The organism is Hydrogenophaga sp., from assembly GCF_030373225.1.
Taxonomy (GTDB): Bacteria; Pseudomonadota; Gammaproteobacteria; order Burkholderiales; family Burkholderiaceae_C; genus Hydrogenophaga.
The window spans coordinates 19126-45234 of sequence record NZ_JAUCZG010000020.1 but is presented as its reverse complement, the minus strand read 5'-3'; the positions used below and the strand labels follow the sequence as shown (position 1 = coordinate 45234).

30 protein-coding genes are annotated in these 26109 nt (G+C 67.4%); 17 read left to right on the top strand and 13 right to left on the bottom strand.

The features are described 5' to 3' along the window. Positions 1-72: 72 nt before the first annotated feature. Positions 73-843 carry a 3-hydroxybutyrate dehydrogenase gene (locus tag QUV35_RS12400; protein WP_300874318.1) on the top strand — a complete coding sequence of 257 codons (771 nt, stop codon included), beginning with the start codon at positions 73-75 and terminating at the stop codon, positions 841-843. A gap of 111 nt (positions 844-954) precedes the next feature. On the opposite strand, the gene QUV35_RS12395 is transcribed toward QUV35_RS12400, so the two are convergent. Together QUV35_RS12395 and QUV35_RS12390 are read right to left on the bottom strand one after the other, a co-directional pair. Beyond that, a complete protein-coding gene (locus QUV35_RS12395) occupies positions 955-1626 on the bottom strand; it encodes an SIMPL domain-containing protein (RefSeq protein WP_300874312.1) in 672 nt (223 codons plus the stop codon). Between the two features lie 65 nt (positions 1627-1691). Further along, positions 1692-2072 (bottom strand): hypothetical protein, encoded by a 381-nt coding sequence (locus tag QUV35_RS12390; RefSeq protein ID WP_300874309.1) that lies wholly within the window; start codon positions 2070-2072, stop codon positions 1692-1694. An 82-nt stretch (positions 2073-2154) separates the two neighbouring features. Here QUV35_RS12390 and ompR point away from each other — a divergent pair, with 82 nt between their 5' ends. Then, positions 2155-2886 carry a two-component system response regulator OmpR gene (gene ompR / locus QUV35_RS12385; RefSeq protein WP_300874306.1) on the top strand — a complete coding sequence of 244 codons (732 nt, stop codon included), beginning with the start codon at positions 2155-2157 and terminating at the stop codon, positions 2884-2886. After that, a complete protein-coding gene (locus tag QUV35_RS12380) occupies positions 2886-4289 on the top strand; it encodes an ATP-binding protein (RefSeq protein ID WP_300874302.1) in 1404 nt (467 codons plus the stop codon). Before ompR ends, QUV35_RS12380 begins: the two co-directional genes overlap by 1 nt. A gap of 12 nt (positions 4290-4301) precedes the next feature. Here QUV35_RS12380 and ispF read toward each other — a convergent pair whose 3' ends face one another. Then, a complete protein-coding gene (gene ispF, locus QUV35_RS12375) occupies positions 4302-4805 on the bottom strand; it encodes a 2-C-methyl-D-erythritol 2,4-cyclodiphosphate synthase (RefSeq protein WP_300874300.1) in 504 nt (167 codons plus the stop codon). Then, a complete protein-coding gene (ispD, locus tag QUV35_RS12370) occupies positions 4802-5536 on the bottom strand; it encodes a 2-C-methyl-D-erythritol 4-phosphate cytidylyltransferase (protein WP_300874297.1) in 735 nt (244 codons plus the stop codon). The genes ispF and ispD overlap by 4 nt, the downstream gene beginning before the upstream one ends. Before the next feature lie 136 nt (positions 5537-5672). On the opposite strand from ispD, the gene mfd reads away from it, so the two are divergent. The 8 genes from mfd to QUV35_RS12330 all read left to right on the top strand — a co-directional run bounded on the left by mfd (position 5673) and on the right by QUV35_RS12330 (position 12044). Then, the gene (gene mfd, locus QUV35_RS12365; RefSeq protein ID WP_300874294.1) at positions 5673-9155 is read left to right on the top strand and encodes a transcription-repair coupling factor; all 3483 of its coding nucleotides are present in this window, start codon (positions 5673-5675) and stop codon (positions 9153-9155) included. A 53-nt stretch (positions 9156-9208) separates the two neighbouring features. Further along, positions 9209-9934 carry a phosphoserine phosphatase SerB gene (gene serB, locus QUV35_RS12360; RefSeq protein WP_300874292.1) on the top strand — a complete coding sequence of 242 codons (726 nt, stop codon included), beginning with the start codon at positions 9209-9211 and terminating at the stop codon, positions 9932-9934. A gap of 158 nt (positions 9935-10092) precedes the next feature. Further along, on the top strand, positions 10093-10410 hold the full coding sequence (locus tag QUV35_RS12355; protein WP_300874290.1) for a BON domain-containing protein: 318 nt from the start codon (positions 10093-10095) through the stop codon (positions 10408-10410). 46 nt (positions 10411-10456) lie between these two features. Then, positions 10457-10675: a glycine zipper 2TM domain-containing protein gene (locus tag QUV35_RS12350; RefSeq protein WP_300874287.1), complete on the top strand. Its 219-nt coding sequence runs from the start codon at positions 10457-10459 to the stop codon at positions 10673-10675. A 57-nt stretch (positions 10676-10732) separates the two neighbouring features. After that, positions 10733-11110, top strand: coding sequence for a hypothetical protein (locus QUV35_RS12345; RefSeq protein ID WP_300874284.1), 378 nt, complete (start codon positions 10733-10735; stop codon positions 11108-11110). 17 nt (positions 11111-11127) lie between these two features. Then, complete coding sequence (locus QUV35_RS12340; protein WP_300874281.1) at positions 11128-11511, top strand: hypothetical protein; 384 nt, start codon at positions 11128-11130, stop codon at positions 11509-11511. Next, on the top strand, positions 11508-11885 hold the full coding sequence (locus tag QUV35_RS12335) for a hypothetical protein (protein WP_300874278.1): 378 nt from the start codon (positions 11508-11510) through the stop codon (positions 11883-11885). The genes QUV35_RS12340 and QUV35_RS12335 overlap by 4 nt, the downstream gene beginning before the upstream one ends. A gap of 9 nt (positions 11886-11894) precedes the next feature. Further along, positions 11895-12044: a lmo0937 family membrane protein gene (locus QUV35_RS12330; protein WP_156406473.1), complete on the top strand. Its 150-nt coding sequence runs from the start codon at positions 11895-11897 to the stop codon at positions 12042-12044. 15 nt (positions 12045-12059) lie between these two features. Here the strand turns inward: QUV35_RS12330 and QUV35_RS12325 are convergent, their stop codons facing one another. After that, positions 12060-12422, bottom strand: a complete 363-nt coding sequence (locus QUV35_RS12325; RefSeq protein WP_300874275.1) for a translation initiation factor Sui1 — start codon at positions 12420-12422, stop codon at positions 12060-12062. Between the two features lie 74 nt (positions 12423-12496). Here QUV35_RS12325 and QUV35_RS12320 point away from each other — a divergent pair, with 74 nt between their 5' ends. The 6 genes from QUV35_RS12320 (at position 12497) to selD (ending at position 19151) form a co-directional block, all read left to right on the top strand. Then, complete coding sequence (locus QUV35_RS12320; protein WP_300874272.1) at positions 12497-13747, top strand: DEAD/DEAH box helicase; 1251 nt, start codon at positions 12497-12499, stop codon at positions 13745-13747. 262 nt (positions 13748-14009) lie between these two features. Further along, positions 14010-14330 (top strand): DUF2282 domain-containing protein, encoded by a 321-nt coding sequence (locus QUV35_RS12315; protein ID WP_300874268.1) that lies wholly within the window; start codon positions 14010-14012, stop codon positions 14328-14330. A gap of 45 nt (positions 14331-14375) precedes the next feature. Beyond that, positions 14376-15353, top strand: coding sequence for a DUF692 domain-containing protein (locus QUV35_RS12310; RefSeq protein ID WP_300874265.1), 978 nt, complete (start codon positions 14376-14378; stop codon positions 15351-15353). After that, positions 15350-16120, top strand: a complete 771-nt coding sequence (locus QUV35_RS12305) for a DNA-binding domain-containing protein (RefSeq protein ID WP_300874261.1) — start codon at positions 15350-15352, stop codon at positions 16118-16120. Before QUV35_RS12310 ends, QUV35_RS12305 begins: the two co-directional genes overlap by 4 nt. A 140-nt stretch (positions 16121-16260) precedes the next feature. After that, complete coding sequence (locus tag QUV35_RS12300) at positions 16261-16704, top strand: DoxX family protein (protein ID WP_300874382.1); 444 nt, start codon at positions 16261-16263, stop codon at positions 16702-16704. A gap of 161 nt (positions 16705-16865) precedes the next feature. Then, entirely contained in the window at positions 16866-19151 is a 2286-nt protein-coding gene (selD, locus tag QUV35_RS12295) for a selenide, water dikinase SelD (RefSeq protein WP_300874258.1), read from the top strand. Between the two features lie 30 nt (positions 19152-19181). On the opposite strand, the gene QUV35_RS12290 is transcribed toward selD, so the two are convergent. The 8 genes from QUV35_RS12290 to QUV35_RS12255 all read right to left on the bottom strand — a co-directional run bounded on the left by QUV35_RS12290 (position 19182) and on the right by QUV35_RS12255 (position 25972). Continuing rightward, complete coding sequence (locus tag QUV35_RS12290; RefSeq protein WP_300874256.1) at positions 19182-20027, bottom strand: S-methyl-5'-thioinosine phosphorylase; 846 nt, start codon at positions 20025-20027, stop codon at positions 19182-19184. A 3-nt stretch (positions 20028-20030) separates the two neighbouring features. Beyond that, a complete protein-coding gene (locus tag QUV35_RS12285; RefSeq protein ID WP_300874253.1) occupies positions 20031-21026 on the bottom strand; it encodes a hypothetical protein in 996 nt (331 codons plus the stop codon). Then, positions 21023-21877, bottom strand: coding sequence for an ATP-binding cassette domain-containing protein (locus tag QUV35_RS12280; RefSeq protein WP_300874250.1), 855 nt, complete (start codon positions 21875-21877; stop codon positions 21023-21025). Before QUV35_RS12280 ends, QUV35_RS12285 begins: the two co-directional genes overlap by 4 nt. Next, positions 21874-22770: a phosphonate ABC transporter, permease protein PhnE gene (phnE, locus tag QUV35_RS12275; RefSeq protein WP_300874247.1), complete on the bottom strand. Its 897-nt coding sequence runs from the start codon at positions 22768-22770 to the stop codon at positions 21874-21876. Before phnE ends, QUV35_RS12280 begins: the two co-directional genes overlap by 4 nt. Then, positions 22767-23633, bottom strand: a complete 867-nt coding sequence (locus QUV35_RS12270; protein ID WP_300874245.1) for a phosphate/phosphite/phosphonate ABC transporter substrate-binding protein — start codon at positions 23631-23633, stop codon at positions 22767-22769. Before QUV35_RS12270 ends, phnE begins: the two co-directional genes overlap by 4 nt. Continuing rightward, positions 23630-24676 (bottom strand): arsenosugar biosynthesis radical SAM (seleno)protein ArsS, encoded by a 1047-nt coding sequence (gene arsS / locus QUV35_RS12265; RefSeq protein WP_300874242.1) that lies wholly within the window; start codon positions 24674-24676, stop codon positions 23630-23632. The genes QUV35_RS12270 and arsS overlap by 4 nt, the downstream gene beginning before the upstream one ends. A gap of 103 nt (positions 24677-24779) precedes the next feature. Next, complete coding sequence (locus QUV35_RS12260) at positions 24780-25415, bottom strand: DUF1109 domain-containing protein (protein WP_300874239.1); 636 nt, start codon at positions 25413-25415, stop codon at positions 24780-24782. Continuing rightward, entirely contained in the window at positions 25412-25972 is a 561-nt protein-coding gene (locus tag QUV35_RS12255; protein ID WP_300874236.1) for a sigma-70 family RNA polymerase sigma factor, read from the bottom strand. Before QUV35_RS12255 ends, QUV35_RS12260 begins: the two co-directional genes overlap by 4 nt. Positions 25973-26109: the final 137 nt, after the last annotated feature.

Here is a 26109-nt window from a genome sequence, read left to right as displayed (position 1 = left end):
AAGGGGCCGGAGGTGTCCGTGATAATCAGGTGGCCACCGTTCAATCAATCGTAATGGAAGTGAGAATTTCACATGCTTGCCAACAAAACCGCCCTCGTCACAGGCTCCACCAGCGGCATCGGCCTGGGGATCGCCAAGGCCCTGGCGCGCCAGGGGGCCAACATCGTGCTCAACGGGTTCGGTGACATCGAAGGTCCGAAGGCTGAGATCGCTGCCCTGGGCGCCAAGGTGGCCTACCACGGTGCCGACATGAGCAAGCCCGCCGACATCGAAGCCATGATGGCGTTCGCTGCCGCCACCTTCGGGCAGGTCGACATCCTTGTGAACAACGCCGGCATCCAGCATGTGGCGCGCATCGAAGACTTCCCGGTCGAGCGCTGGGACGCGATCATCGCGATCAACCTCACCAGCGCCTTCCATGCCAGCCGTCTGGCCTTGCCCGCCATGCAGAAGGCCAACTGGGGCCGCATCATCAACGTGGCCTCGGTGCACGGCCTGGTGGGTTCGGCCGAAAAATCGGCCTACGTGGCGGCCAAACACGGCATCGTGGGCCTGACCAAGGTCACTGCACTGGAAAACGCCAGCAGCGGAGTGACCTGCAATGCGATCTGCCCCGGCTGGGTGCTCACGCCGCTGGTGCAGAAACAGGTCGACGCCAAGGCCGCAGCCATGGGCATTTCCAACGAAGACGCCAAAAAGCAGCTGCTGGGCGAAAAGGAACCGTCGATGCAGTTCACCACGCCCGAGGAGCTGGGCGAACTGGCGGTGTTCTTCTGCTCACCCGCGGGCAACAACGTGCGCGGCGTGGCCTGGAACATGGATGGCGGCTGGGCCGCACAGTAGAGCCGGCCACGCAAGCGCGTGCTGCCTCCAGAGATACCGCGGAACGGGCTTTGCCAGGCCGTCGGTGTCGACCCGTTGAGGGGATCGGGCGCAGCGCGGCTGGCCTGCCTTCTATCTCAGTTGCACCGAACCGGACACCGTCACGTTGACCGTGGACTTGCCGGGTTCCACCGGCACCGCCGCATCCGACATGGCGGCCTTGGCCTCCATGGCCATCGCCCGCGGCTGAAACGGGCGGCCCTCCTGGTCGGCCGAACTCACCGACACCTCACGAAGGCTGTAGCCGGCAAAGCCGAAGCCCTTGGCGACGTCGCCAGCCTTTGACTTGAACCGTTCGATGGCCATGGCCTGGACATCGGATTCGAGTTTGAGCCTCGCCTCGCGAGAGAGTGAGAAACCCATGTTGCTCATGGTCAGCGTCTGGATCTTGCCGGCGGTGCTGCTGATGCGGGCAAAGTCGCGCCCTTCCAGCACCAGCTCGGTGCTGCCTTGCCATCCACTGATCTTGCCCTTGTCAGAGTAGCGCGGGTACAGGCTGAATTGTCCTGTGCGCACTTCCAGTTGCTGGGGTTGGGCGCTGGCGCGCGCCACCGCCAGCGCGGATTCGAGCGCGGCCTTGAGCTGGTTCTGCACGGTCACCGCATCGCTGCCTTCGCGGGTGGTGCTCAGGCTCATGCTCAACCAGTCCTGCGGGGCCTCGAGAAAGCCGCTCGCGGACAGGTTGACCACGTTGAGGGGAGGCGCCTGCAAGCCCTGGGCTTGCGCCAGGGTCCCAAAGGCCATCAATGAAGAGAGGAGAACGGTGCGAAGCGGGAAGCGAGGGGAAGTCGAGCGAAGAGCGGACGGGATCATTGTTTGAACTTGTACTCTTGAGGTGACTGGCCGCGGAGCTGCTCGCGCAGACGTTGGCGCTCTTCAACGGACAGGCGGTAAGGCTTGGCGTTGTCCTCCATGTCGTCAAAGGGTTGCCGCAACACGTCGCGCAGGCGCATGGCCGTGCGGGGCTCCCCCTCATCCACCGAAATGGGCATGACCATCACCGCTCCATTGGAAGGCAGGGGTGGGTTGCGCTGATCGTCCGGACCGGCATGCACCGAACCCAACGCCAACATCATCAGGCCCAGAGGCAAATACGTTTTCATGGTCCGGTCGAGTATCAACATTCCGGCGATTGTGGGATGTGCGAGCAGTGAAGCGTTCGGCGCTGCGGGCAACATCTGTAACAGCATGTCAGGAAAATAAAAATCCAGTGCTGACAAGCACTTGGCACTGCCACAATCGAGTTTGTTACATATTCAGGAAGCTGTCCCAATGCCACAAAACAACACACGCGCCAACAAGATCCTGGTGGTCGATGACGATGTCCGCATTCGCGACCTGCTGCGCCGCTATCTCATGCAGGAAGGATTCGAGGTCATGCTCGCCGAAGACGGCAAGTCGCTCAACCGGGTGCTGCAGCGGGATTCGGTCGACCTGATCGTGCTCGACCTCATGATGCCCGGCGAAGACGGGCTCTCGATTTGCCGCCGCCTGCGTGCCAACGGCGACCGCACGCCCATCATCATGCTCACCGCCAAAAGCGAGGATGTCGATCGCATCGTGGGCCTGGAGGTCGGCGCCGACGATTACCTCGGCAAGCCGTTCAATCCGCGCGAACTGCTCGCGCGCATCCATGCCGTGCTGCGCCGACGCCCACCGGTCGAAGTGCCCGGCGCGCCGTCGCAGGACCAGGAGGTGGTGAAGTTCGGTCCCTTCGAATTCGACCTGAGCCTGCGCACGCTGCGCAAGGAAGGCGCCGACCTGCCCCTGACCACTGGCGAGTTCGCCATGCTCAAGGCTCTGGTGCGCCATCCCCGCCAGCCGCTGTCGCGCGAAAAGCTCGCCCAGCTCGCGCGGGGCCGTGAATTCGAACCCTTCGACCGCAGCCTGGACGTGCAGGTTTCGCGCCTGCGCAAGCTGATCGAAGAGGACGCCGCCTCGCCGCGCTACCTGCAGACGGTGTGGGGCGTGGGCTACGTGTTCGTGCCGGACGGCAACGCCTGATGTCAGAAGAGTCACGGGTTCCGTTCGAAACCCGACCCACCTCGCTGGAGACGGCTCCCGCGCCGCTGGAGATGCGCCCCAGCCGGGGCGTGAGCCTGTTCTGGCGCACCTTCTTCTTTCTGGCGCTGCTGCTGGTGGGCTGCATCGTGGCCTGGCTGCAGACCTTTCGTGCGCTCGAGTACGAGCCTCGCGCATTGCAAAGCGCGAACCAGTTGGCCTCGCTGGTCAACCTGAGCCGCGCAGCGCTGGTCCATTCCGATTCGATCGCCCGCGTCTCGCTGATCAAGACCCTGGCCGACGAGGAGGGCCTGCGCATTGCGCCGCGGGAGCCCAACGACACGTTTCGCCTCTACAACACCGATGTGCTCAGCCGCAACGTGGCCGAGCGCCTGAGCGGTCGCCTCGGTCCGGACACCCTGGTGGCCCGCGAGGTCAACGGCGCGCCGGGCCTGTGGATCGGCTTCACGATCGATGGTGATCCCTACTGGCTGCTCACCGATCCCTCGCGCATCGGCCCGGTGGCGGGCACCACCTGGCTGATCTGGCTCGGCACCGCTGCCCTGCTCTCGCTCACCGGCGCCGCGCTCATCGCACGCCTCATCAACCGACCCCTGAAAAAACTCTCGTTCGCCGCCAGCCGGGTGCGCGAAGGCGATTTCAACGCGAGCCAGCTCAACGAAGCCGTGGCCACCAGCGAGATCCGCGAGGTCAACATCGGGTTCAACCGCATGGCGCAGCGCCTGTCGAAGATCGAGCAGGACCGTGCCCTCATGCTGGCGGGCATCTCCCACGACCTGCGCACCCCGCTGTCGCGCCTGCGGCTGGAGACCGAGATGAGCGTGGCCGATCCGCAGGCACGCGAACACATGGCGGCCGACATCGAACAGGTGAATTCGATCATCGACAAGTTTCTGGACTACGCCCGGCCCGACCACATCAAACCCGAGCGCGTGAGCCTGAACCAGGTGGTCGATGCGGCCGTGTTCGCCCTGGGTGACAACGAAAGCAATGTGTTCACCACCAGCATTCCGCCCGACACCGCGGTGATGGGTGACGCGGTGGAGTTGCAGCGCGTGTTTGCCAACCTGCTGGAGAACGCCTGTCGCTACGGGCGGGACCCCGGCACCGGCGTGGCCCGCGTGGAAATCGCCGCCAAGCCCAAGGACGATTGGGTGCTGATCAAGCTGCGCGACCATGGCCAGGGTGTGGACCCCGAGATCCTCGAGCAGCTCACACAACCCTTTTTCCGCGGTGACGTTTCACGCACCGCGGCCACCGGCACGGGCCTGGGGCTGGCCATCGTGGACCGCGCCATTGCCCGCATGGGTGGGCGCTTCGCCCTCGCCAACAGCAGCACCGGTGGCCTGTCGGCCCACATCAAGCTGCCGCGGGCAACCGCCTGACGGGCCGCCCTGTCAGGACCGCACGCAGAGCAGGACCACGGCACGCGCTTCCATCGACAGGCCCTGACCCACCGGGCCGATCTTCTCGGCCGTCTTGGCCTTCACATTGACCTGGGCCTCGGCCAGGCCCAGCGAGCGGGCGATGCTGGCCACCATGGCCGGGATGTGGGCCGCCAGTCGGGGTGCCTGGGCGACCACCGTGCTGTCGACATTGCCGATCTCGAAACCTGCCGCGCGCACCCGACGCGCGGCCTCTTGCAGCAGCACGCCCGAATCGGCACCCCGAAAGCGTTCGTCGGTGTCGGGGAAATGGCGACCGATGTCGCCGAGCGCGGCGGCGCCCAGCAGCGCATCGGTGATGGCGTGAAGCAGCACGTCCGCATCGGAATGACCCAGCAGGCCCTGGGTGTGCTCGATGGGCACGCCACCGACCACCAATTTGCGCCCCGGCACCAGGGCATGCACGTCCCAGCCCTCGCCAATGCGCCATGCGGGCGCGGGAATCGGGGTGTTCATGTGCGGCTCCTGAAGATGGCTTCGGCCAGGTCGAAGTCGTCGGGGTAGGTGATCTTGACATTGCGGGCACTGCCGGGCACCAGCAGCGGCCGGTGCCCGGCCAGCTCCATCGCACTGGCCTCGTCGGTCACGCCGGAGAAGCCCTGCGGGGCGGCCAGCTTCAGGGCCGCGTGCAGTGCGCCGAGTCGAAACATCTGCGGTGTCTGGGCCAGCCACTTGCCGGCGCGCGGCACCGTGGCGCTTGCGCGCCCGTCGACCGAGTCCTTGAGCGTGTCGGGCAGGGGAATGGCCAGCAGGCCGCCCACGGCATCGTGCCGGCAGGCGTCGATCAGGGCATCGATCATGGCTGCGGTGACCAGGCAGCGCGCCGCGTCGTGCACCAGCACCCAGTCGTCGGGCTGGGTGCCCTCGTCGAGCAACACCTGAAGTCCGTTGAACACGCTCTCTGCGCGGGTGCTGCCGCCGCAACCCAGCGCGGTCACGCCGTGGTCAGTGCCCGCCCAGAACCCGTCGCCTGGCGCTGCAACCACGACGATCCGGTCCAGTCGGGTCACGGCGCGCAGGGCCCGCAGGGTGTGCAGGACCATCGGCAGGCCCATGATGGGCTGGTACTGCTTGGGCTGCAGGGTGCCGGCGCGCGAGCCGGTGCCGGCGCAGGGCAGCAGGGCGTGGCAACGGATGCCGGCCTCAAGGGGCGTCTGGGGGGTCAATTCGCGGGCGGCATCGGGCATGGGTGCCTGCATTCTAAAATCACGGCTCACACACCCCCTGCCTCACCGGGCCGGGGGTGTTCGTCATGGACGGTGCGGCGCGGCTGCCCCGCTCGCCCGTCTGCTTCCCCGCCCTGCACGCCGACCACTGCCTTTCATGGACCTGCCCAAACTCACACCCGGCAAACGCTTCACCCTGCCCCACCCTGGCGGTTCGGCCGATGCCTTGCTGCTGGCCACGCTGGCCGTGCGCGACAAGGCTGCGGGTCGGCTCACCGCCATCATCACGTCGGACGCCAACGACGCGCAGCGCCTGATCGACGAGATGGCGTTCTTTGCCCCCGGCCTGCGTTGCGCCCTGTTTCCCGACTGGGAAACCCTGCCTTACGACACCTTTTCGCCGCACCAGGACCTGATCAGCGAACGGCTGGCCACCCTCTGGCGAATCTCGCAGCGGGACAAGGACACCGGTGCCGATGTGGTGCTGGTGCCCGCCACCACCGCGCTGTACCGCGTGGCCCCGCCGTCGTTTCTCGCCGGCTACACCTTCGAATTCAAGGTGAAGCAGAAACTCGATGAAGCGCGCCTGAAGAGCCAGCTCACGCTGGCCGGCTACCAGCACGTGACGCAGGTGGTGAGTCCGGGCGAATACGCGGTTCGCGGCGGGCTGATCGACCTCTTTCCCATGGGCAGCCTGGTGCCTTACCGCGTGGACCTGTTCGACGACGAGATCGACAGCATCCGCACCTTCGACCCCGACAGCCAGCGCAGCCTGTACCCGGTGCCCGAGGTTCGGTTGCTGCCCGGGCGCGAATTCCCCATGGACGACAGCGCGCGCGCGAAATTCCGCAGCCGCTGGCGCGAACTGCTCGATGGCGACCCGACCAAGAGCCGCATCTACAAGGACATGGGCAACGGCGTGGCCACCGCCGGCATCGAGTACTACCTGCCGCTGTTCTTCGACGACACCGCCACCGTGTTCGACTACCTCGGTGCGGACGCCACCGTGGTGCTGCACGGCGATCTGGAGCCCGCCTTCCAGCGCTTCTGGCAGGACACCAAGGACCGCTACCGCCTGGTGCACGGCGACCCCGAGCGTCCGGTGCTGCCGCCCGAGTCGCTGTTTCTGGGCGTCGAGCAGTTTTACGCACGGGCCAACGAACACGCCCAGCTATCGCTGCGCCCCGCTCAAGCCGGGCAGGAACACAGCGCGTTCGCCCAGAAGCTCGGCGACCTCTCGGTGGTGCGCGGCGCCGAAGACCCGCTGTCCCGCCTGCAGGGCCACATCCGCAACACCGCACAACGCGTGCTGCTGCTGGCAGAGAGCGACGGTCGGCGCGAGAGCCTGCTCGACTTCCTGCGTGCCAGCGGCGTCAACCCGCCGGCGTTCGATTCGCTGCTGGAGTTCCAGACCAGCAGCGAGAAGCTGGGCATTGCCACCGCCGCGCTGGCCACCGGTTTCTCGTGGCTGGAAGACGGCATCGATTTCGTCACCGAAACCGAGCTCTTTGCCGCCAGCCCGGTCACGCGACGGCGCAAGAAGCAGGAACAGGTCAGCGACGTTGACGCGCTGATCAAGGATCTGTCGGAGCTCAACCTCGGCGATCCGGTGGTGCACATCGCCCACGGCATCGGCCGCTACCGCGGCCTGATCCACCTGGACATGGGCGAAAAAACCGCCGACGGCGCGCCCGCGCTGATGGAGTTCCTGCACCTGGAGTACGCCGACAAGGCCGTGCTCTACGTGCCGGTGAGCCAGTTGCAACTGATCGGGCGCTACACCGGCGTGAGCGCCGACGAGGCGCCGCTGCACCGCCTGGGCAGCGGGCAATGGGAGAAGGCCAAACGCAAGGCGGCCGAGCAGGTGCGCGATGCCGCGGCCGAACTGCTCAACATCTACGCCCGCCGCGCCGCACGCCAGGGCCATGCCTTTCGGTATTCGGCGCAGGACTACGAGGTGTTTGCCAACGACTTCGGTTTCGAGGAAACCGCTGACCAGCGAGCGGCCATTCACGCGGTGATCCAGGACATGATCAGTCCGCGCCCGATGGACCGGCTGGTGTGTGGCGACGTCGGCTTCGGCAAGACCGAAGTGGCGCTGCGGGCGGCCTTCGTGGCCGTGACCGGCGGGCGCCAGGTGGCCTTGCTGGCGCCCACCACGCTGCTGGCCGAGCAGCACTACCAGACGCTGGTGGACCGCTTCGCCAAGTGGCCGGTGAAGATCGCCGAGATGAGCCGCTTCCGGTCGGCCAAGGAGATCACCGCCGCCGCCAAGGGCCTGGCCGACGGCTCGGTCGACATCGTGGTCGGCACGCACAAGCTGCTCTCGGAGAGCGTGAAGTTCAAGGACCTGGGCCTGCTCATCATCGATGAAGAGCACCGTTTCGGCGTGCGCCACAAGGAGCAGATGAAGGCATTGCGCGCCGAGGTGGACGTGCTCACCCTCACCGCCACACCGATCCCGCGCACGCTGGGCATGGCCCTCGAAGGCCTGCGCGACCTCAGCGTCATCGCCACCGCCCCGCAGCGCCGCCTGGCCATCAAGACCTTCGTGCGCAACGAAGGCAACGGCGTGATTCGCGAGGCCATCCTGCGCGAACTCAAGCGCGGCGGACAGGTCTACTTTCTGCACAACGAGGTCGACACGATCGAGAACCGCCGCCAGAAGCTCGAGGAAATCCTGCCCGAAGCGCGCATCGCGATTGCCCATGGCCAGATGCCCGAACGCGAGCTCGAACGTGTGATGCGCGACTTCGTGGCGCAGCGCTTCAACGTGCTGCTGTGCTCCACCATCATCGAGACCGGCATCGACGTGCCCACGGCCAACACCATCGTGATGGCGCGCGCAGACAAGTTCGGCCTGGCGCAGCTGCACCAGCTGCGTGGACGCGTGGGCCGCAGCCACCACCAGGCCTATGCCTACCTCATGGTCCCCGACATCGAGAGCCTCACCAAGCAGGCGGCCCAGCGGCTCGATGCGATCCAGCAGATGGAAGAACTGGGCAGCGGTTTCTACCTGGCGATGCACGACCTGGAGATCAGAGGCGCTGGCGAAGTGCTCGGCGAGAACCAGAGCGGCAACATGCTCGAGGTCGGCTTCCAGCTCTACAACGAGATGTTGAGCGAGGCGGTGCGCTCACTCAAGGCCGGTCGCGAACCCGACCTGCTCTCGCCACTGTCGGTCACGACCGACATCAACCTGCACGCCCCCGCCCTGCTGCCCAGCGACTACTGTGGCGACGTTCACCTGCGCCTGTCGTTCTACAAGAAGCTAGCCACCGCACAAACCACCGATCAGGTCGACGGCCTGCTCGAAGAGATCGTGGACCGCTTCGGCAAGCTGCCACCGCAGGCGCAGACACTGGTGGACGTGCACCGGTTGCGGGTGCTGAGTGCGCCCTACGGCGTGGTCAAGGTGGACGCAGCACCTGGCGTGATCCAGATCACTTTCCGTCCGGACCCGCCGTTCGATTCGATGCGCATCATCGAACTGATCCAGAAGAACCGCCACATCAAGCTGGCCGGCAACGAGAAGCTGCGCATCGAGCGGGCCCTGCCGGACGTGAAGGACCGGGTGCAACTGGTGCGCGACGTGCTGCGATCGCTCGGACAACCGACCAAACAACCCGCCACTGTGTGAAGGCACCCCATCCAACTCCGTTCGGGCCAAGCCTGTCGAAGCCCCCGCCAACCATGACCACCGCCACCGAATTCGCCCCCGGACTCACCATCCAAGGCTTCACGCCACCGCTCAGGCTCGCCGATTTCAAGCTGATCGCCTTCGACATGGACTCCACGCTGATCAGCATCGAATGCGTGGACGAGATCGCCGACGCGGTGGGCCGCAAGGCCGAGGTGGCGGCCATCACCGAAGCCGCGATGCGCGGCGAGATCGCCGACTACAAGGACAGCCTGCGCCGGCGCGTGGCGCTGTTGCGCGGCGTGACCGTGGCCGACATGGAGCAGGTCTATGCCGAACGCCTTCAGATCAACCCGGGCGCGGCAGAACTCATCGGCGCCTGCAAGCAGGCCGGCCTGAAGGTGCTGCTGGTGTCGGGCGGTTTCACCTTCTTCAGCGAACGCGTGCGCGAACGCCTGGGCATCGACTTCACCCGAGCCAATGTGCTCGAGGTGGAAAGCGGACCGAACTGCGGACAGCTCACCGGCCGCATGGTCGATCAGGCCTGGGGCGACATCTGCGATGGCGCCGAGAAGCGCAGAACGCTGCTGGAAGTGGCCTCCCTGCTGGGCATCGAGCCTGCGCAGTGCATCGCCATGGGCGACGGTGCCAACGACCTTCCCATGATGGGCGTGGCCGGCCTGTCGGTGGCCTATCACGCCAAACCGGCCGTGCGCGCACAGGCCATGGTGGCCATCAACGAGGGTGGGCTCGACCGCCTGCTCGACGTGCTGCGCTGAGGCGGACGCGGCACCGCCCGATGGTGCGACAGCGCACAGACGCGGGCGAAATCTCTTTTTAAAGTCAATGCATTGGCACTGGGGCACGAGCCCTGTGCCATGCGGTGACCTTGCGAACACGTCGGGCCACGCGACCCCTTCACTCCAAGGAAATCACCATGAAAACACGTCAATTCTTCCCCATCGCCATGCTCGCCGTTGCCGCATCCGTCATGACCCTGGCAGGCTGCACCACCAGCCCCAAGCAGGAAAGCGCCGGCCAGTACATCGACGACACCGCCATCACCGGCAAGGTGAAAGCGGCCATCTTCAACGACGCTTCGCTGAAGTCGGCGGAAATCAATGTCGAGACCTTCAAGGGCGCCGTGCAACTCAGCGGCTTCGTGAGTTCGCAGGCCGACATCCAGCGCGCTGTGGCCGTGGCACAAGGTGTTTCCGGTGTGACGTCGGTGAAGAACGACATGCGCATGAAGTGAGCCTCGGGCTGACTTCAACCCTCCAACTCACCTCAAGGATCTCACCATGAAATCGATTCAACTGCGCTCCATCACCGTCGCCGCATCCATCGCAATGCTGGTCGGCCTGACCGCCTGCAGCGGCATGTCGCGCCAGGACCAGAACACCGCCGTTGGCGCAGGCGCAGGTGCCGTGGGCGGCGCCGTGCTGACCGGCGGCAGCACCATTGGCACGCTGGGTGGCGCTGCCATCGGCGGCCTGATCGGCAACCAGGTCGGCAAGTGATCGAAGCCGGCCTCGGCCGGCCCTCGACGCCTGGTTCCCACTTCAAGAAAGACGCCCATGATCACCACTGACAAATCCGTCGGGGACGAGCTCTCCAACCTGGCACAGACCGCAGAACGCGCCGCCAACACGGCTCGCAACGGTATCGGCCAGGGCATGCACGACCTGTCCAACGGCCTGCAGCACGCACGCTCGGAAACCGGCAATGCCCTGCGCCAGCTCGCGTCCGAATCGGATGCCCTGATGCACCGCGGCATGGACAAGGTGCGCGACGCCTCCGGCCAGTTGCGCGACAAGTCGCTGCACGCCAGGGACACCGCTTCCAGCTACATCCAGCACGAACCGATGAAGTCGGTGCTCATGGCAGCTGCCGTGGGCGCGGGCCTGATGGCGCTGGTTGCCCTGTTCAGCCGCAACAGCCACCACGGTCGCTGATCGCGGTCGCAACGTCCATGCTCCACCCCGTGTTCCGCCTGGCGGCGTCACAACCGCAATTGCTGGCAGAGCACGCGGCCGGCTATGCCGGTCTGCTGGCCGAAGAAGTGGCCAGCAGTGGTGCGCACCTCAAACGGCGCATCACTTTCCAGGTTGTCGGGTTGTTGAGCCTGATGGTGGCATTCATCCTCGGGGGTGTCGCGCTGCTGCTGTGGGCTTCATTGCCCGCGGCGTCACTGCAGCAACCCTGGTTGATGTGGGTCACTCCGCTGGCGCCGGCCGCGCTCGGCGCACTGGCCCTCCAGATGGCCCGCAACGACGGCGAGGCGCCGGCCTTTGCCAATCTGCGCGAGCAGTTTGCCCAGGACGCCGCGCTCCTGCGCAGGACCACACCGCCATGAACCCACCCGAAACGCCCGTGCAGCGGCTGGCACGCAGCCGCACCCAGCTGGTGCAGTGGCTCGACCACGACCAGGGCCGGCGCGAAACGTTCTCGCACACCGGGCTGGGTCAGTTCACCGCGATCCCCTGGATCCGGCGCATTGCCGACCACCCCCTGGCCAGCCTGGCCATGGGCGCATTCACCAAATGGTGGATGAAACCGCGCGCCAAACGCTCATCCACCGCGACCGCGGTTGCACTGGGCACCGGCCTGGGCCTGCTGCGCCGTCGACCCGTTCTGACCTTGGGAACCGTGTCGGCCATCGGCGCATGGGTGTGGTGGACGCAGTTGCGCCGCCGCCCCGTCGCTGCGTTGAACGCTCCCTCGAGATAAGGAAAAACCATGCTCTACACCATCGCCGTCGTTCTGCTTGTCCTCTGGCTTCTGGGCCTGGTTACTTCCACCACGCTGGGCGGCTTCGTTCACGTGTTGCTGGTGATCGCTGTGGTCATGGTGCTGCTGCGCCTGATCAGCGGACGCAAACCGTTCTGACCCAGGGGCTGGCCCTCAGCCACCCGCGCGCTTGACGTTGTGGCCCTGGGCCCTGAGCGCCGCGGTCACCTTCTCGGCGTGATCGCCCTGGATCTCGATCACGCCGTCCTTCACCGTGCCACCCGACCCACAAGCGGCCTTCAGCTGCTTGCCCAGCGCGGCCAGCGCCGGCGCCGGCAAGGCCAGCCCCCGGACCAGCGTGACCGACTTGCCGCCCCGACCCTGCGTCTCGCGCGACACACGCACCACGCCATCGCCCGTCGGCACCGCCCGGGCCTCCCGACACACGCAGCTCGCCACCGGCTGACGGCACGCCGGGCACATGCGCCCGGCATCGGTGGAATAGACGAGTCCACCGCTGGAGAGTTTGTTCTTCATGGGGCTGGATCCTAGCGCGCCGCCCTCGCCGGGGCACGCACGGCCGCTACACTGGGCCGAACCCATCCAACGCCATGCCATTCCAAGCCCTGGGCCTCGCGCCCGCCCTCGCCCAAGCCGCCACCGACCTCGGTTTCTCCCGCCCCACGCCCATCCAGGAGGCGGCTTTGCCCGCCGCCCTGTCCGGTGCCGATGTGCTCGCCACGGCACAGACCGGATCGGGCAAGACCGCCGCCTATGTGTTGCCCCTGTTGCAACGCCTGCTGCCGCAAATCGGCCAGGCGCCCCGACGGGTGCGCGCCCTGGTGCTGGTGCCCACCCGGGAGCTGGCAGCACAGGTGGGTGAGGTCGTGCGCAGCATGGCGCAGCATTTGCCGGGCACCGCCAGAACCGCCGTGGTGTTCGGCGGCGTCTCGATCAACCCGCAGATGCTGGCCCTGCGCGGGGGCGCCGATGTGGTGGTCGCCACGCCGGGGCGCCTGCTGGACCTGGTCGCTCACAACGCCTTGAAGCTCGGCAGCGTGGAGCTGCTGGTGCTCGACGAAGCCGACCGCCTGCTGGACCTCGGCTTTGCCGAGGAACTCCAGCGCGTGCTGGCGCTGCTGCCGGCGGCGCGGCAGAACCTGTTCTTCTCGGCCACTTTCCCCCCAGCCGTGCAGGAACTCGCCGGGCAGCTGCTGCACGCCCCCGTGCGCATCGACGTGCCGGCTGCGCCCGTCGAGGAAGCCGTGATCCTGCAGCAGGCTTTTCTCGTCGACAGCACGCGCCGCACCCAGCTGCTGCGCCAGCTCATCAAGACCCAGGGCTGGCAGCGCGTGCTGGTGTTCGTGGCCACGCAGTACGCGGCCGAACGGGTGGCTTCCAAACTTCACCAGGGAGACCTGTTCGCCACCTCCTTTCACGGCGGCCTGAGCCAGGGTGCGCGCAAGCAGGCGCTGGAGGAATTCAAGGAAAAGCGCTGGGACGTGGTGGTGACCACCGACCTGGCCGCGCGCGGCATCGACATCAGCCAGCTGCCGGTGGTGGTGAACTACGACCTGCCCCGCTCGGCGGTGGACTACGTGCACCGCATCGGCCGCACCGGCCGCGCCGGCGCCAGCGGCCTGGCCGTGAGTTTCGTGACACCCGCCAGCATGGCCCATTGGCGCCTGATCGAAAAACGCCAGGGGCTGAGCCTGCCGCTGGAAGTGGTGCCCGGACTGGAACCCACCGAAGAGGCGCCGGTGAGCGAGCCGGGTGGCGGCATCAAGGGCAAACGCCCGAGCAAGAAGGACAAGCTGCGCGCCGCCGCATCGAGTCCACCGGCCGATCCGCAGCAGCCGTGAAACAAGCCCTTGCGAACACTCGCAAGGGCCGGACTCACAACCGGGGGCAGGAAACGGTGCAGGGCTCGAACCTGCGCTGTGTGTGCCGGCGACTGGCTGCCGGTCGCGCAGGCGCGCGCCAGCCCGTCCGGACTTGCCGGCCCGCAAAAACTTTTGCCGGTCGCTGTAACGATCCCGCGGCTGCGGCGACTACACCCTGCGAGCCCAACCGGTTGGCGAGCACCTTCCCCCATCCACCTTCCAGCACTTTCAGGAGATCACCATGAACCAACACATGACCCGCCGCAACGCCGCACAGATCGCCTCGGGCGCGGCCCTCGCCCTCGCCATGGGCGCCGCCTTGACACTGGCTGCCAGCCCCGCTGCTGCACAGAGCGCCGACAAGGAGAAGTGCTTCGGCGTTGCGCTCAAAGGCAAGAACGATTGCGCCGCAGGCCCCGGCACCAGCTGCGCCGGCACATCGAAAGTGGATTACCAGGGCAATGCCTGGTCGCTGGTGCCCAAGGGCAGCTGCGAGAAGACCGCTTCGCCCAAGTCGCCCACCGGATTCGGCCAGCTCAAGGAATTCAAGGAAAAGGCCTGAGCCCCCGCGCGTGACCGACGGACACCCGACACCGGAGAAGACGCCATGAACGGCCCTCCCGTTTCGCCATCCTTCTGCGCTCCTCCGGTCACGCTCCCTCGCCCGCGTCCCGCCGATCGCCGGCCACTGCCGCAGCGCGCGGGACTGGGCCTCAAACCCGAACACTTCGCCCATGTTCACGAGCACCGCCCGGATGTGGGCTTCTTCGAGGTGCACGCGGAAAACTTCCTCGTGGCCGGCGGCCCCATGCACCACCACCTCACCCGCATCCGCGAAAGTCATGCACTGAGCATCCACGGCGTGGGCATGTCCATCGGCGGCGTTGACGCCCTCGATACCGTCCACCTGGAAGCCGTGGCCGGCCTGGTGCAGCGCTACCAGCCGGCCGTGTTCTCCGAGCACCTGGCCTGGTCCAGTCACGGGGGCGTGTTCTTCAACGACCTGCTGCCCCTGCCCTACAACCTGCCCACACTGCAACGCGTGTGCGAACACGTCGACCTGGTGCAGAACCGCCTGGGTCGCACCCTGCTGCTGGAGAACCCGTCCACCTATGTCGAGTTCATCAGCTCGACCTGGAGCGAGGGCGACTTCCTGCGCGAGGTGATCCACCGCACCGGCTGCGGCCTGCTGCTCGATGTCAACAACGTGCATGTGTCCAGCACCAACCACGGCCGCGACCCCGAACGCAGTCTGCGCGAACTGCCCTGCCACGCTGCCGGCGAAATCCACCTCGCAGGCTTCGCGCAAGACGTTGATGCCGCCGGCGACCGCCTGCTGATCGACACCCACGGCGCGCCGGTGGCCGCAGCGGTCTGGGCGCTGTACGAGACCGCGCTGGCCATCACCGGCCCGCTGCCCACGCTGATCGAGCGCGACAACGACCTGCCTGCATTCGAGGTGCTGCAGCAGGAGGCGCGCCTGGCCGAGCAGCACCTGTCGGCCATTGCATGCAGCGCCAGCCAGGCCGGGCCTGACCTCCGTGCCAAAACCCGCTGCGCAACGGAGCAGGTGGCCTGCCCATGAACACGCAGCAGCATTGGGCAAGGGTTCTGCTCGAACCCGCGATGGCAGTGCCCACCGGCCTGACCACCTGGAACCACACCGATCCCGCGAAGCGCCTGGCCGTGCACCGCAACAATGTGGTCGTCTCGCTGGTGGACGCACTGGCCTGCACCTTTCCAGTGACGCTGCAACTGGTGGGCGAAACATTCTTCCGCGCCATGGCCCAGGTCTTCGTGCATGCCCACCCGCCCCGCACCCGCGTGCTGGCCCACTATGGCGATGAGCTCCCGTGGTTTGTCGCGCAGTTTCCACCCGCCGCCGGCCTGCCGTATCTGGCCGATGTGGCGCAACTGGAATGGCAGCGCCTGCAGGCACTGCACGCGGCCGACGCAGCGGCCATGGAAACCGCCGCCGTCGCCAGGCTGCTGGCCGATGTCGAGCGGCTGCCCCTGCTGCGATGGCAACTGCATCCCAGCCTGCACCTGCTGCAATCGCCACACGCGGTGGTGTCGCTCTGGGCGGCCCACCAGCCCGCCAGCGGCCTCGCCATGCAAGACGTCGATCCGGCGCGGTCCGAATCGGCCCTGGTCTTTCGCAGCGGGCTGAACGTGATGGTGCTGCAGGCCGACCCTGGCCTGGCGGCGCTGCTGGCCGCCCTGCTGGACAACACCGGCTTCGGTGCGGCCATGGAACAGGCTTTCAGCGCCGAACCAGGCTTCGACCCGTCGCAGGGCCTGGCGGTGCTGATCCGCCACGAACTGCTGATCGGCGCACAACGCCGGCATTGAGCCTGTACCGAAACACGCGTCCCCGTTCGCTCACCACCACCCAGGAGACCCCCATGAACACCCTGACTTCCACCGAAGGCCCAACCACCAGCGGCCCGACGGGGCGCCTGACCACGCTGCTGCACAGCGTGAACAGCCTGATGGGCCGGTTGCCCAACACGCTGCTCGCCTTCATCGCGCGCTTTTCCATCGCCGCCGTGTTCTGGAAATCGGGCCAGACCAAGATCGAGGGCCTGGCCATCGACATCGTCAGCGGCACCTTCACGCTGGGTGTGCCGCGCCTGTCCGAGAACGCGGTCTTCCTGTTCAAGGAGGAGTACAAGCTGCCCCTGCTGTCGCCCGAGCTGGCAGCGGTGCTGGCGGCGCTGGGTGAACACATCCTGCCCGTCCTGATCCTGCTTGGCCTGGCCACCCGCCTTTCGGCCCTGGGCCTGCTGGTCATGACGATGGTGATCCAGCTCTTCGTCTACCCCGACGCCTACCCCACCCACGGCACCTGGGCTGCCGTGCTGCTCTACCTCATGGCACACGGCCCGGGAAAGCTCTCGATCGACGCCTGGATCGCCAGCCGACAGGCGCGCTGAGCGCGCGGCGGCCAACCGGCGCCGATCGGGCGCATGGTGACGGGATGGCCCGGCTCGCAGCGGGCGGGCCATCTCTCGAACGAGGTTCGCCTGCAAGGCAGCGCGGCACCCGCCCAGGCCGCATGCCTATGATGGGCCGTCATTGCCTCCACATTCCCTCCATGCAAGTTTCAGAACAACCCATCCTGCGCGACCTCGTGCTCGTCGGCGGCGGCCACAGCCATGTCGTCGTGCTTCGCATGCTGGCCATGCAGCCCGAGCCCGGCCTGCGCATCACCCTCATCTGCACCGACATCGACACGCCCTACTCCGGCATGCTGCCCGGCTACATCTCGGGCCACTACAGCTTTGACGAGGTGCACATCGACCTGGGCCGCCTGGCCTCGTTCGCCGGTGCGCGCTTCATCCACGGCGAAGTCACGGGCCTGGACCGGACCAGCCAGCGCGTCCTGCTCAAGGATCGGCCTCCGGTGCCGTACGACCTGCTGTCCATCAACACCGGCTCCACCCCCAATGTGCGACAGGTGGAAGGCGCACAGGCCCACGCCGTGCCTGTGAAGCCGATTGCCCAGTTCAACCTGCGCTGGCTCAAGCTGCTGGAGCGCGTGCGCGAACTGCGCGGCCGCTTCACGATCGCGGTGGTCGGTGGCGGTGCGGGCGGCGTTGAACTGGTGCTGTCCATGCAGTACCGCCTGCGCAGCGAATTGCAGAAGCTGGGTCGCAACCCCGACTGGCTGCACTTTGTCCTGCTCACGGCGGGCGACTCGATCCTGCCGACGCACAACCCCGGGGTGCGTGCGCGCTTTGCCCGCGTGCTCCAGGAGCGCCAGGTGGCGGTGCACACGCACGCGCAGGTGGATCGGCTCTCGCCAGGCGGCCTGCACACGCAGGACGGCCGAAGCTTCGATGCCGACGAAACGATGTGGGTCACGCAAGCCGGCGGGCCGGCATGGCTGCAAGGCACCGGCCTGGCACTGGACGACAACGGCTTCGTCAAGGTCAACGACCGGTTGCAGACGCTGGACGACCCCAAGGTTTTCGCTGCCGGCGACGTGGCGTCGTTCACCGACCGCCCGCTGGAGAAGGCCGGTGTGTTCGCCGTGCGCATGGGCCCGCCGCTGGCGAGGAACCTGCGTCTGTGCCTGCGTGGCCAGCCGCCGGTGGCATTCAACCCGCAACGCCAATGGCTGGCGCTGATCTCCACCGGCAATCGATACGCCGTGGCCTCGCGCGGCTCCATCGGGTTTGCCGGTGCCTGGGTCTGGACCTGGAAAGACTGGATCGATCGCCGATTCATGCGCCGATTCACCGAGCTGCCGGCCATGGCGCCCGGTGCCGCCCCGTCGGCCGCACCGGCCAGCAGCCTGGCGCTGAGCGCCGAAGAATCCCGCCAGGCCATCTCGGCCATTGCCATGCGCTGCGGTGGCTGCGGTGCCAAGGTGGGCGCCAGCATCCTGAGCCGCGCGCTGAGCAACCTGCAACCGGTCGAGCGCGACGATGTGCTGATCGGGCTCCACTCGCCCGACGACGCCGCCGTGGTGCGCGTGCCACCGGGCAAGGCCATGGTGCACACGGTGGACTTCTTCCGCAGCTTCATCGACGACCCCTACCTGTTCGGCAAGGTCGCGGCCAATCACGCCCTGGGCGACATCTTTGCCATGGGGGCTGAAGCCCAGTCCGCCACGGCGATCGCCACCGTGCCACCAGGCCTGGAATCCAAGGTGGAGGACCTGCTGCTGCAGATGATGACCGGCGCGGTCGAGGTGCTCAACGCCGCCGGCTGCAGCCTGGTCGGAGGGCACACCGGCGAGGGCCGCGAACTCGCGCTGGGCTTCGCCATCAACGGACTGATCGACGAGAACATGGACGGCGTCATGCGCAAGGGCGGCATGCAAGCGGGAGACGTGCTGCTGCTCACCAAGCCCATCGGGACCGGCACGCTGTTCGCGGCCCACGCGCGCCACGCCGCCAAGGGCCGCTGGATCGATGCGGCACTGACCTCCATGGTGGTGTCCAACCAGGTCGGCGCGCGGATCCTGCGCGAGCACGGCGCCACCGCCTGCACCGACCTGACCGGTTTCGGCCTGCTGGGGCATCTGGTGGAAATGACCCGCCCCTCGGGCGTGGACGCCGAGCTGCAACTGGGCGCCCTGCCCTTGCTCGACGGCGCGCTGGAATGCATCGAAGCGGGCATTGTCAGCTCGCTGCAGCCGGCCAACGTGCGGCTGCGCCGCGCCCTGCGCAACGCCGAAGACTTCGTGAAAGACCCACGCTATCCGCTGCTGTTCGACCCGCAGACGGCCGGCGGCCTGCTCGCCAGCGTGCCGGCCGACCGCGCCGCCGACTGCATCCGTGCCCTGCAGGCGGCCGGCTACCGGCACACCGCAGCCATCGGACGCATCAGCGGCGCGTCCGACGCGTTGGAGCCGGTGGTGCTGGGCCTGTGAGGTGCCGGACCCGATCCGCGTTTTCCGGGATCAGGACCGGAGCTGGGACACCCATGTCTTCTGGGCCTCGGACATCGCGTCGTCGGGCGTGAGCAGCGCCCCGGTGAGCGCTGTCCGGATCGAGGTTTCGGGCACCGGGAGCGTCTGCGACAGCAGCGCGTCCAGCAACCGACGTGCCTTGGCCAGGCTCTGACCGTAGAGCTCGAACACGGCCGACACGCTGACGTGTTGCGTGGGGTCGTCGAGCCAGCAGTCGTAGTCGGTCACCAGGCCCACGGTGGCATAGGCCATCTGGGCCTCGCGCGCCAGAAACACCTCGGGAGCATTGGTCATGCCCACCAGGTGGCAAGCCATCTGGCGCAGCAGGTGGCTCTCGGCCTGGGTGCCCAGGCGGGGACCGTCCACGCAGGCGTAGGTCAGGCCGCGGTGCACTGTGAGGCCAGCCTTGTCGGCAGCGGCCATGACCGCATCGACCAGTGCGCTGCTCACTGGCTTGGCGGTGGACACATGCGCGGCAACGCCGCCACCGAAGAAGGTTCGCTCGCGCGCACCCCGCGTCCAGTCGATGTACTGCTCGGGCATCGCGAGGTCGCCGGGAGCGACCTGCATGGCCAGGCTGCCCACGGCCGAGAAGCCCAGCATCATGGTGGCGCCGGCACGCTTGAGCGCGTACACGTTGGCGCGGTAGTTCACCTCGTGCGGCAGCAGCCGGTGACCGGCCCCGTGGCGCGCGAGAAACAGCACCGTCTGGCCGTGCAGGGTGCCGCGCAACACCTCACCCGACGGCGTGCCGAACGGCGTGTCGCCGCCCAGGCGATCGTGGATGTCGAGGCCGTCGAGTTCGTAGAGGCCGGTGCCTCCGATGATGGCGAGCATGGTTCAGTTCTCCTCGTGGCGCACGGCGTCCTGCAGCTGGTAAGCCGGACCGTGCTGGATGCGGTTGAAGTACGAAGCGTGGGCGTCGCTGCCCTCGGGCCACAACCGTTGGAATTGCCGCTGCCAGGCGGTGCTGTCGATCTCGATGGCGATGGCGTCGACATGGACACCGCGCTCGACCACGCCGAAGCGACGCTCGGCGCCCGTGTACGACGCGAGCGCGATGCGGGTGATCAGGCCCGCCGCATCGCCCTGGAAATTGGGCATGCCGGTGGCGCCGTTGTTGAACACCCAGCGTGCGTGGGCGTCCGGTCCCGACCTCAGGCGCTGGAACACGGGAAGGCAGGTGTGCGTGCTGGCAAAGGCGTGCACGCCGGCCTGGTCGAACCAGCGCTCCACCTCCTCGCGGTGCGCGGCGTCGCGCAGATGCTCCTGGGCAAAGCCCCAGCCGGCGAGCGACTGCGCGTCGCCGTGCACCAGGCCCAGGCGCAGGGGGCCGACGTCGGCGCGTTGCCACATCGGCAGGGACCGCAGTTCGCGCTGCTGCCCGGGCGTGACGCAGCTGCGCAGCGCTGTGTGAATGCGGTTCGAGCGTTCGACCACCTGGTCGCCCACCCAGTCGGGGTAGGCGCAACCGCAGCCGGCATCGGCGTCGGCGTTCTCGTCGGCCAGCTCGGTCTCGACATTGCCACGCAGCGCATCGAAGCGCAGCACCGATTGCTGGATGCGGGTGAACACGGCGGGATCGGCGTCGAACCAGTGAAAGTCGCCGTTGAAGACCATGCGGGCACGCCCGCGCTCCTGCCCGAACAGTTCAATCACGCGCTGCAGCGCAGCCTCGTTGCCGTACAGGCCGCCCACGACATAGAGCACGTCGAGATGGGCCAGGTGTTCCGGCGCCTCGCTGGCAAACACCGAGGGCGCGTAGCGGTAGTGCAGTGGGCAGCTTCGGCCGGCGGCCGCCGGCGCGGCCTCGAGCGTGGGTGCATCCAGGGTCATGGTGTGTTTCCTTGCAAGGTGGGCCGACAGGCCATCAGCGCCGGCGCCGGGTCCGGACGGGAGGTTGGAGCCTGGGTTTGAGGGGAAGTGGGAGCGGGCGTCGGGCCGGGTTCGTACAGCGCCTGCAAACGATCGACCCCCACCTCGGCGATCGGCAGGTCGAACACCGGCGCACCGTCGCGAAGGCCGATCACCCGGTCGGCCAGCAGCGGCAGCAGCGCGGGCTGGTGCACCACGGTGATCAGGGTGGCACCCGGCGCGATGCTGCCCAGCCAATGGCAGGCATCGGCGGCGGCGGCCGGGTCCAGATTGGCCGTGGGTTCGTCGGCAAGGATCAGGCGCGGGCGCTGCAGGCGCAGCCGTGCAATGCTGAGCTTCTGGCGTTCACCGCCCGAGAGACGGTCGGTGCGGGCATCGCCCCGACCCTGCAGGCCGACCAGGGCGAGCGCCTGGTTGGCTTCGTCCACCAGCGCCGCCGGGTACAGCCGGCTCCAGCTGCGCCAGCCGCTCAGGCGTCCCAGGGCACCGATCAACACGTTCTCGCGCGCGCTCAGGCGCGACACCATGTGCAGCCCCTGCATGACCTGGCCCACCTCGCATCGCCAGGCGCGCAGCGCGGCGTCGGACACCGGTTCCCGCAGAGGTCGCCCCAGCACACTGACCGAGCCCTCGGCAGGCTCAAGCAGGCCGCCGATGACGCGCAGCAGGGTCGACTTGCCCGCGCCGTTGTGCCCGACGATGGCCACCCGCTCGCCGGCACCGATGTGCAGTTCGTCCAGCCGCAGCAAGGTCCGGGAACCGGCCTTCACGGCCAGATCACGGATGTGGATGTCGAGTGTTCCGGCGCTCACAGCAAAGCCTGGCGGATGCGCCGCGAGAAGCTGTCGAACGCCACCACCAGCGCGATGACGACGAGCAGGATGGTGGCCAGGCGGCTCCACTGGAACAGGCTCACCGCCTCGGAGATCAGCAAGCCGAGTCCGCCCGCGCCGATCAGGCCGAGGATGGTCGAGTCGCGGATGTTGAACTCCCAGATGTAGAGGTGGTTCGACACGAACTGGGGCAGCACGGCGGGCCACACGGCGTTGAAGAAGACCTGGGTGCGCGACGCGCCGGTGGCCTGCACCGCGTGGACGGCCCCCATGTCCAGCGACTCGACCGACTCCGCGTACAGCTTGCCGTAGGTGCCCATGGAGTGCAGCGCAATGGCCAGGATGCCGGCGGTCGGGCCCAGGCCGACGATGCCGACCAGCACCAGGCCGAACACCAACGTGTGAATGGCGCGCAGCACGTCGAGCAGACCTTTGCTCGCCCAGGCCAGCCAGCGCGGCGCGCCCAGGTTTCGCGCGCTCAGCAGACCCAACGGCAGGGCCAGCAAGGCGCCCAGCAGCGAGCCCAGGGTGGCGATCTGGAACGTGACCCAGGTGGCACGCCCCAGCGCCGCCAGAAAATCGGCCTCCACCACGCGGCGGTTTTCCACGCGCAACAGGGTGCCGTCGTCGCTGCGGTATTCCAGCCGCTCGGGCCCGAACCACACATCCAGAAAGCTCGGGTAGGCGAACTCCCCGATCGACTTGATCAGGTTGGCCACGGGGTTGCGGCCCAGCGACAACTCGCCCGCGACCCAGAGGCTGCCCAGGCAGGCAGCCACCAGCAGGCCATAGGCAAGCACCAGCAGCAGGAAGCGCGTGCGGCCCGACCACGGCAATGGCCAGAACGTCCGCTGGATCGGCAGCGCGTTCACCTGGGCTGCAGGGTGCCGGTGGCCAGACCTGCGTCACGAATCGGCTTATAGGCCCGGTTGTCGCTGTTGATGAAGCCGGTGTAGCTCGGCGGCATCAGTGCGGGCTGCGCCTTGAGCAAGGGGCCGACCTCGGCGAGGGCCGCCTGCAGTCGCGCCACGAAGGCCTTGTCCTGGTGGAGCGCTTCGCTGACGGCAAACGCGTCGTTGGGCAGGGGGTCGGACTGCCAGATGATCTTGGAGCGCTCGGCCTTGATCAGGCCCTGCGCGATCATCGCGTCGCGGTTGCGGTTGTAGTCGGCGCCGGCGTCGATCTGCCCGGCGGTGACCTGGGTCTGGATCGCCTGGTGCTTGGTGTGCAGCACGCGAGAAAAATGCTTCGCGGGGTCGATGCCCTGCTTCATGAAAAAGTGCAGCGGGATCAGGTAGCCGGAGGTGGAGCCCTTGTCGCCAAAGGCGAAGGTCCGGCCTTTGAGATCGGCCACCGAATTGATGCCCGAGTCCGGATGGGTGACGATCATCGCGAAATATTCGGGCTTGCCTTCGTACAGGATGGTCGAGACCACCTGGGCATTGGCCGCCTGGTTGGCCAGCACATAGCCCCACGGACCCATCAAGGCCAGGTCGGTTTCACCATTGGCCAGCGACTTGGCCAGGCCCTCCCAGCTGTCGACCGTGCGCAGCTCCACCGGGCGGCCCAGGCGCCGGGACAGGTGTTGGGCCAGCGGCCGGTAGGTGGCGTCGTTGCGCTCGCGGTCGGGCTGGAACAGGCCGACACCGAACTTCAAGGGCGTACCTTGCGCGTGCGCAGGCAAGGCTGCGAGCAGCAGCAACAGGCTGGCCAGCCAGCGGGTGAACGCGGTCATGGGGTCGCTCCTGAAGTCACGGATTGGGGGGTACCGGTGTGCACGACATGAACGGCCACGGTTGCGGTGGCGGTGTCAGCCGACTCCAGCGCACCCCCGCAACTGCTGCCCTGGCCTGCGGTGCAGCCGTAACAGTGGTCAGCGATCCGGATGGCCTCGCCTTCGGGATCGGCCTGCAGCAGGTCGCGCAACTGCGGGCGCCAGGTCTTGCCCAGGCGGGCCGGCAGGCCCAGCATCTGGTTGAAGTCGCAGTCGTACAGATCGCCCTGCCAGTCCACGCTGATCATGGAGCGGCACATCACGGTGTCCAGGTTGTCGGCCTGGTACGACTGCTTCAGCAGCTGCATGTAAGCGCCAAACGTTCCCTTGGACACCAGGGTGCTGCCGAAACGCTGCACCGGCATGTTGGTCAGTGCAAACAGGTGGTTGAAGCGGATGCCGAAGTGCTGCAGCAGCTCGCGCTTGTAGTCGGCCTCCAGCGCACCCTGCGGCGGTGGCAGTGAGGGGCCTTGAGGGTTGTAGACAAGGTTCAGCGTGAGGCCACTGCCCTCCACCCCGTATCCCAGCGCGTTGAGTTGCTGCAGCCCGGTGATGCTGAGGTCGAACACGCCGTCGCCGCGCTGGCGATCGACGTTGGCCGGGGAATAGCACGGCATGGAGGCCACCACCTGAACGCCTTGCCCGGCGAGGAAGGCAGCGAGGTCCTCCTGCCCGGGCTCGCTGAGGATGGTCAGGTTGCAGCGGTCGATCACCTCGACACCCAGGGCCCGGGCCGCCACCACCAGCCGCCTGAAGTGGTCACTGAGCTCTGGCGCGCCGCCCGTGAGGTCCAGCGTGGTGATGCCCCGGGCCTGCAGCACCTCGATCACCAGGTCCACGGTTGCCCCGTCCATCATTTCGGTGCGGTTGGGGCCTGCGTTGACATGGCAATGCAGGCAGGACTGGTTGCAGCGGTAACCGAGGTTGACCTGCAGCGTGTTCAGGGCTTGGCGCCGGATGGCGGGAAAGTCGGTGGCTTTGAGCAGCGGCAGGGTGTCGTGCATGGGGCGGGCTGGTGATGTTGAAGGTCGGACGCCATCAGTCGTTCACCACCGCCTGTTTGTTACAGCCCGACAGAAAAATACCGCCAGGGGCGTTGTCGCTGCCTCACCACCGCAGCAGCCGCGGCCCGAGGACTGCGCCCAGCAGCCCTGTCAGCAAGATGCCGAGTGAGTACCAGACCGCCACGAACGTGGCCGAGACCTCGGGGCACACCAGGGAGTAGCCCATGGCGCCCAGAGCACCGGCCATCAACCCGGCGTGGAAGCCGGCGGACCTGAGCTCGGTGGGTGCCAGCCCGCGCAAGGCCCACAAAGCGCCGGCCAGCGCCGGCAGCGACAGCAGCACCACGTTCCTGGGACAACTCAGCCAGGTTTCACCAAACAGCGCCGCCAAGCGCTGGTCCGGCGCGCTGGTCACCAGCGTGAGCGCGCCCAGGGCCAGCATGGTGGCAAAAACGGCCAACACGGCCCGCACGGGCCAACGGGTGCGCGCCACCGGCCGGGACAGCCGAGCCGTCAGCCAGCCCGCCGCCAGCGCCAGGCTGGCGCCGTACATCAGCTTGAGCCAGGGCGCCGAGGTGGCCCACATGGCCGCCGGGATCGATCCCATGCTCACCAGGGCGAACAAGGCGCTGGCGATCAGGCCGAGTGCCATCACCGGAGCCAGTCGCCGCAGCACGGGCGCCTGCGGGGCAGGCCCTGCGCCCTTGGCCAACATCTCGATCAACGATTGTGTTTTCATGTTCCTGTGTCCTTCACCCATTGCGCCAGCCGCTTCAATCCTCTGTGCACCTGCACCTTGATCGCCGATTCCGAGATGCCGGTGCGCTTCGATGCCTCGGACACCGACAGGCCCTCGATCTTCGTCAACTCGATGGCCTGGCGCTGGACATCCGGCAACGCCGCAAGCAGCTTTTCAAGGTCGCGCTGTGCACCATCCTCGACCGGCTCGGCGGCCAGCAAGGCCTCGTCCACATCGTCCAGCGCGTCGTGGAGGTTCTCCCGACGCCCACGGCGCCTCCAGAGATCGACCAGCTTGTGGCGCGCGATGGCCGTGACCCAGGCGCTGACCGGCAAGCTCGGATCGAAGGTCCCGCGTTGCAGATGAAGCGCCAGCAGCGTTTCCTGGACCAGGTCTTCGATGTCATCCGGCGTCGACTGCATGCGCCGGCGCAGGAATCCACGAATGCGCACCGCGATCTTCTCCAGCGCCTCGCGGTAAGCCACCTCGTCGCCCTGCTGCGCGCGCAGCCACAGCGGTTTGAGGCTGGCTTCGAAGTCGTTGTGACCTGTCTCCATGGGCATTTCGTGGCAGCTGCTGCTTTGGTTACACAGATGGGGGATGGTTGGAACCAGTGCCGACCAAAGGCATGGTCGGCCCGGGATTCTGCACTGCCTGTAACCGAAAGGCCTGCGGCTTCGTAAAACCAGTGCCC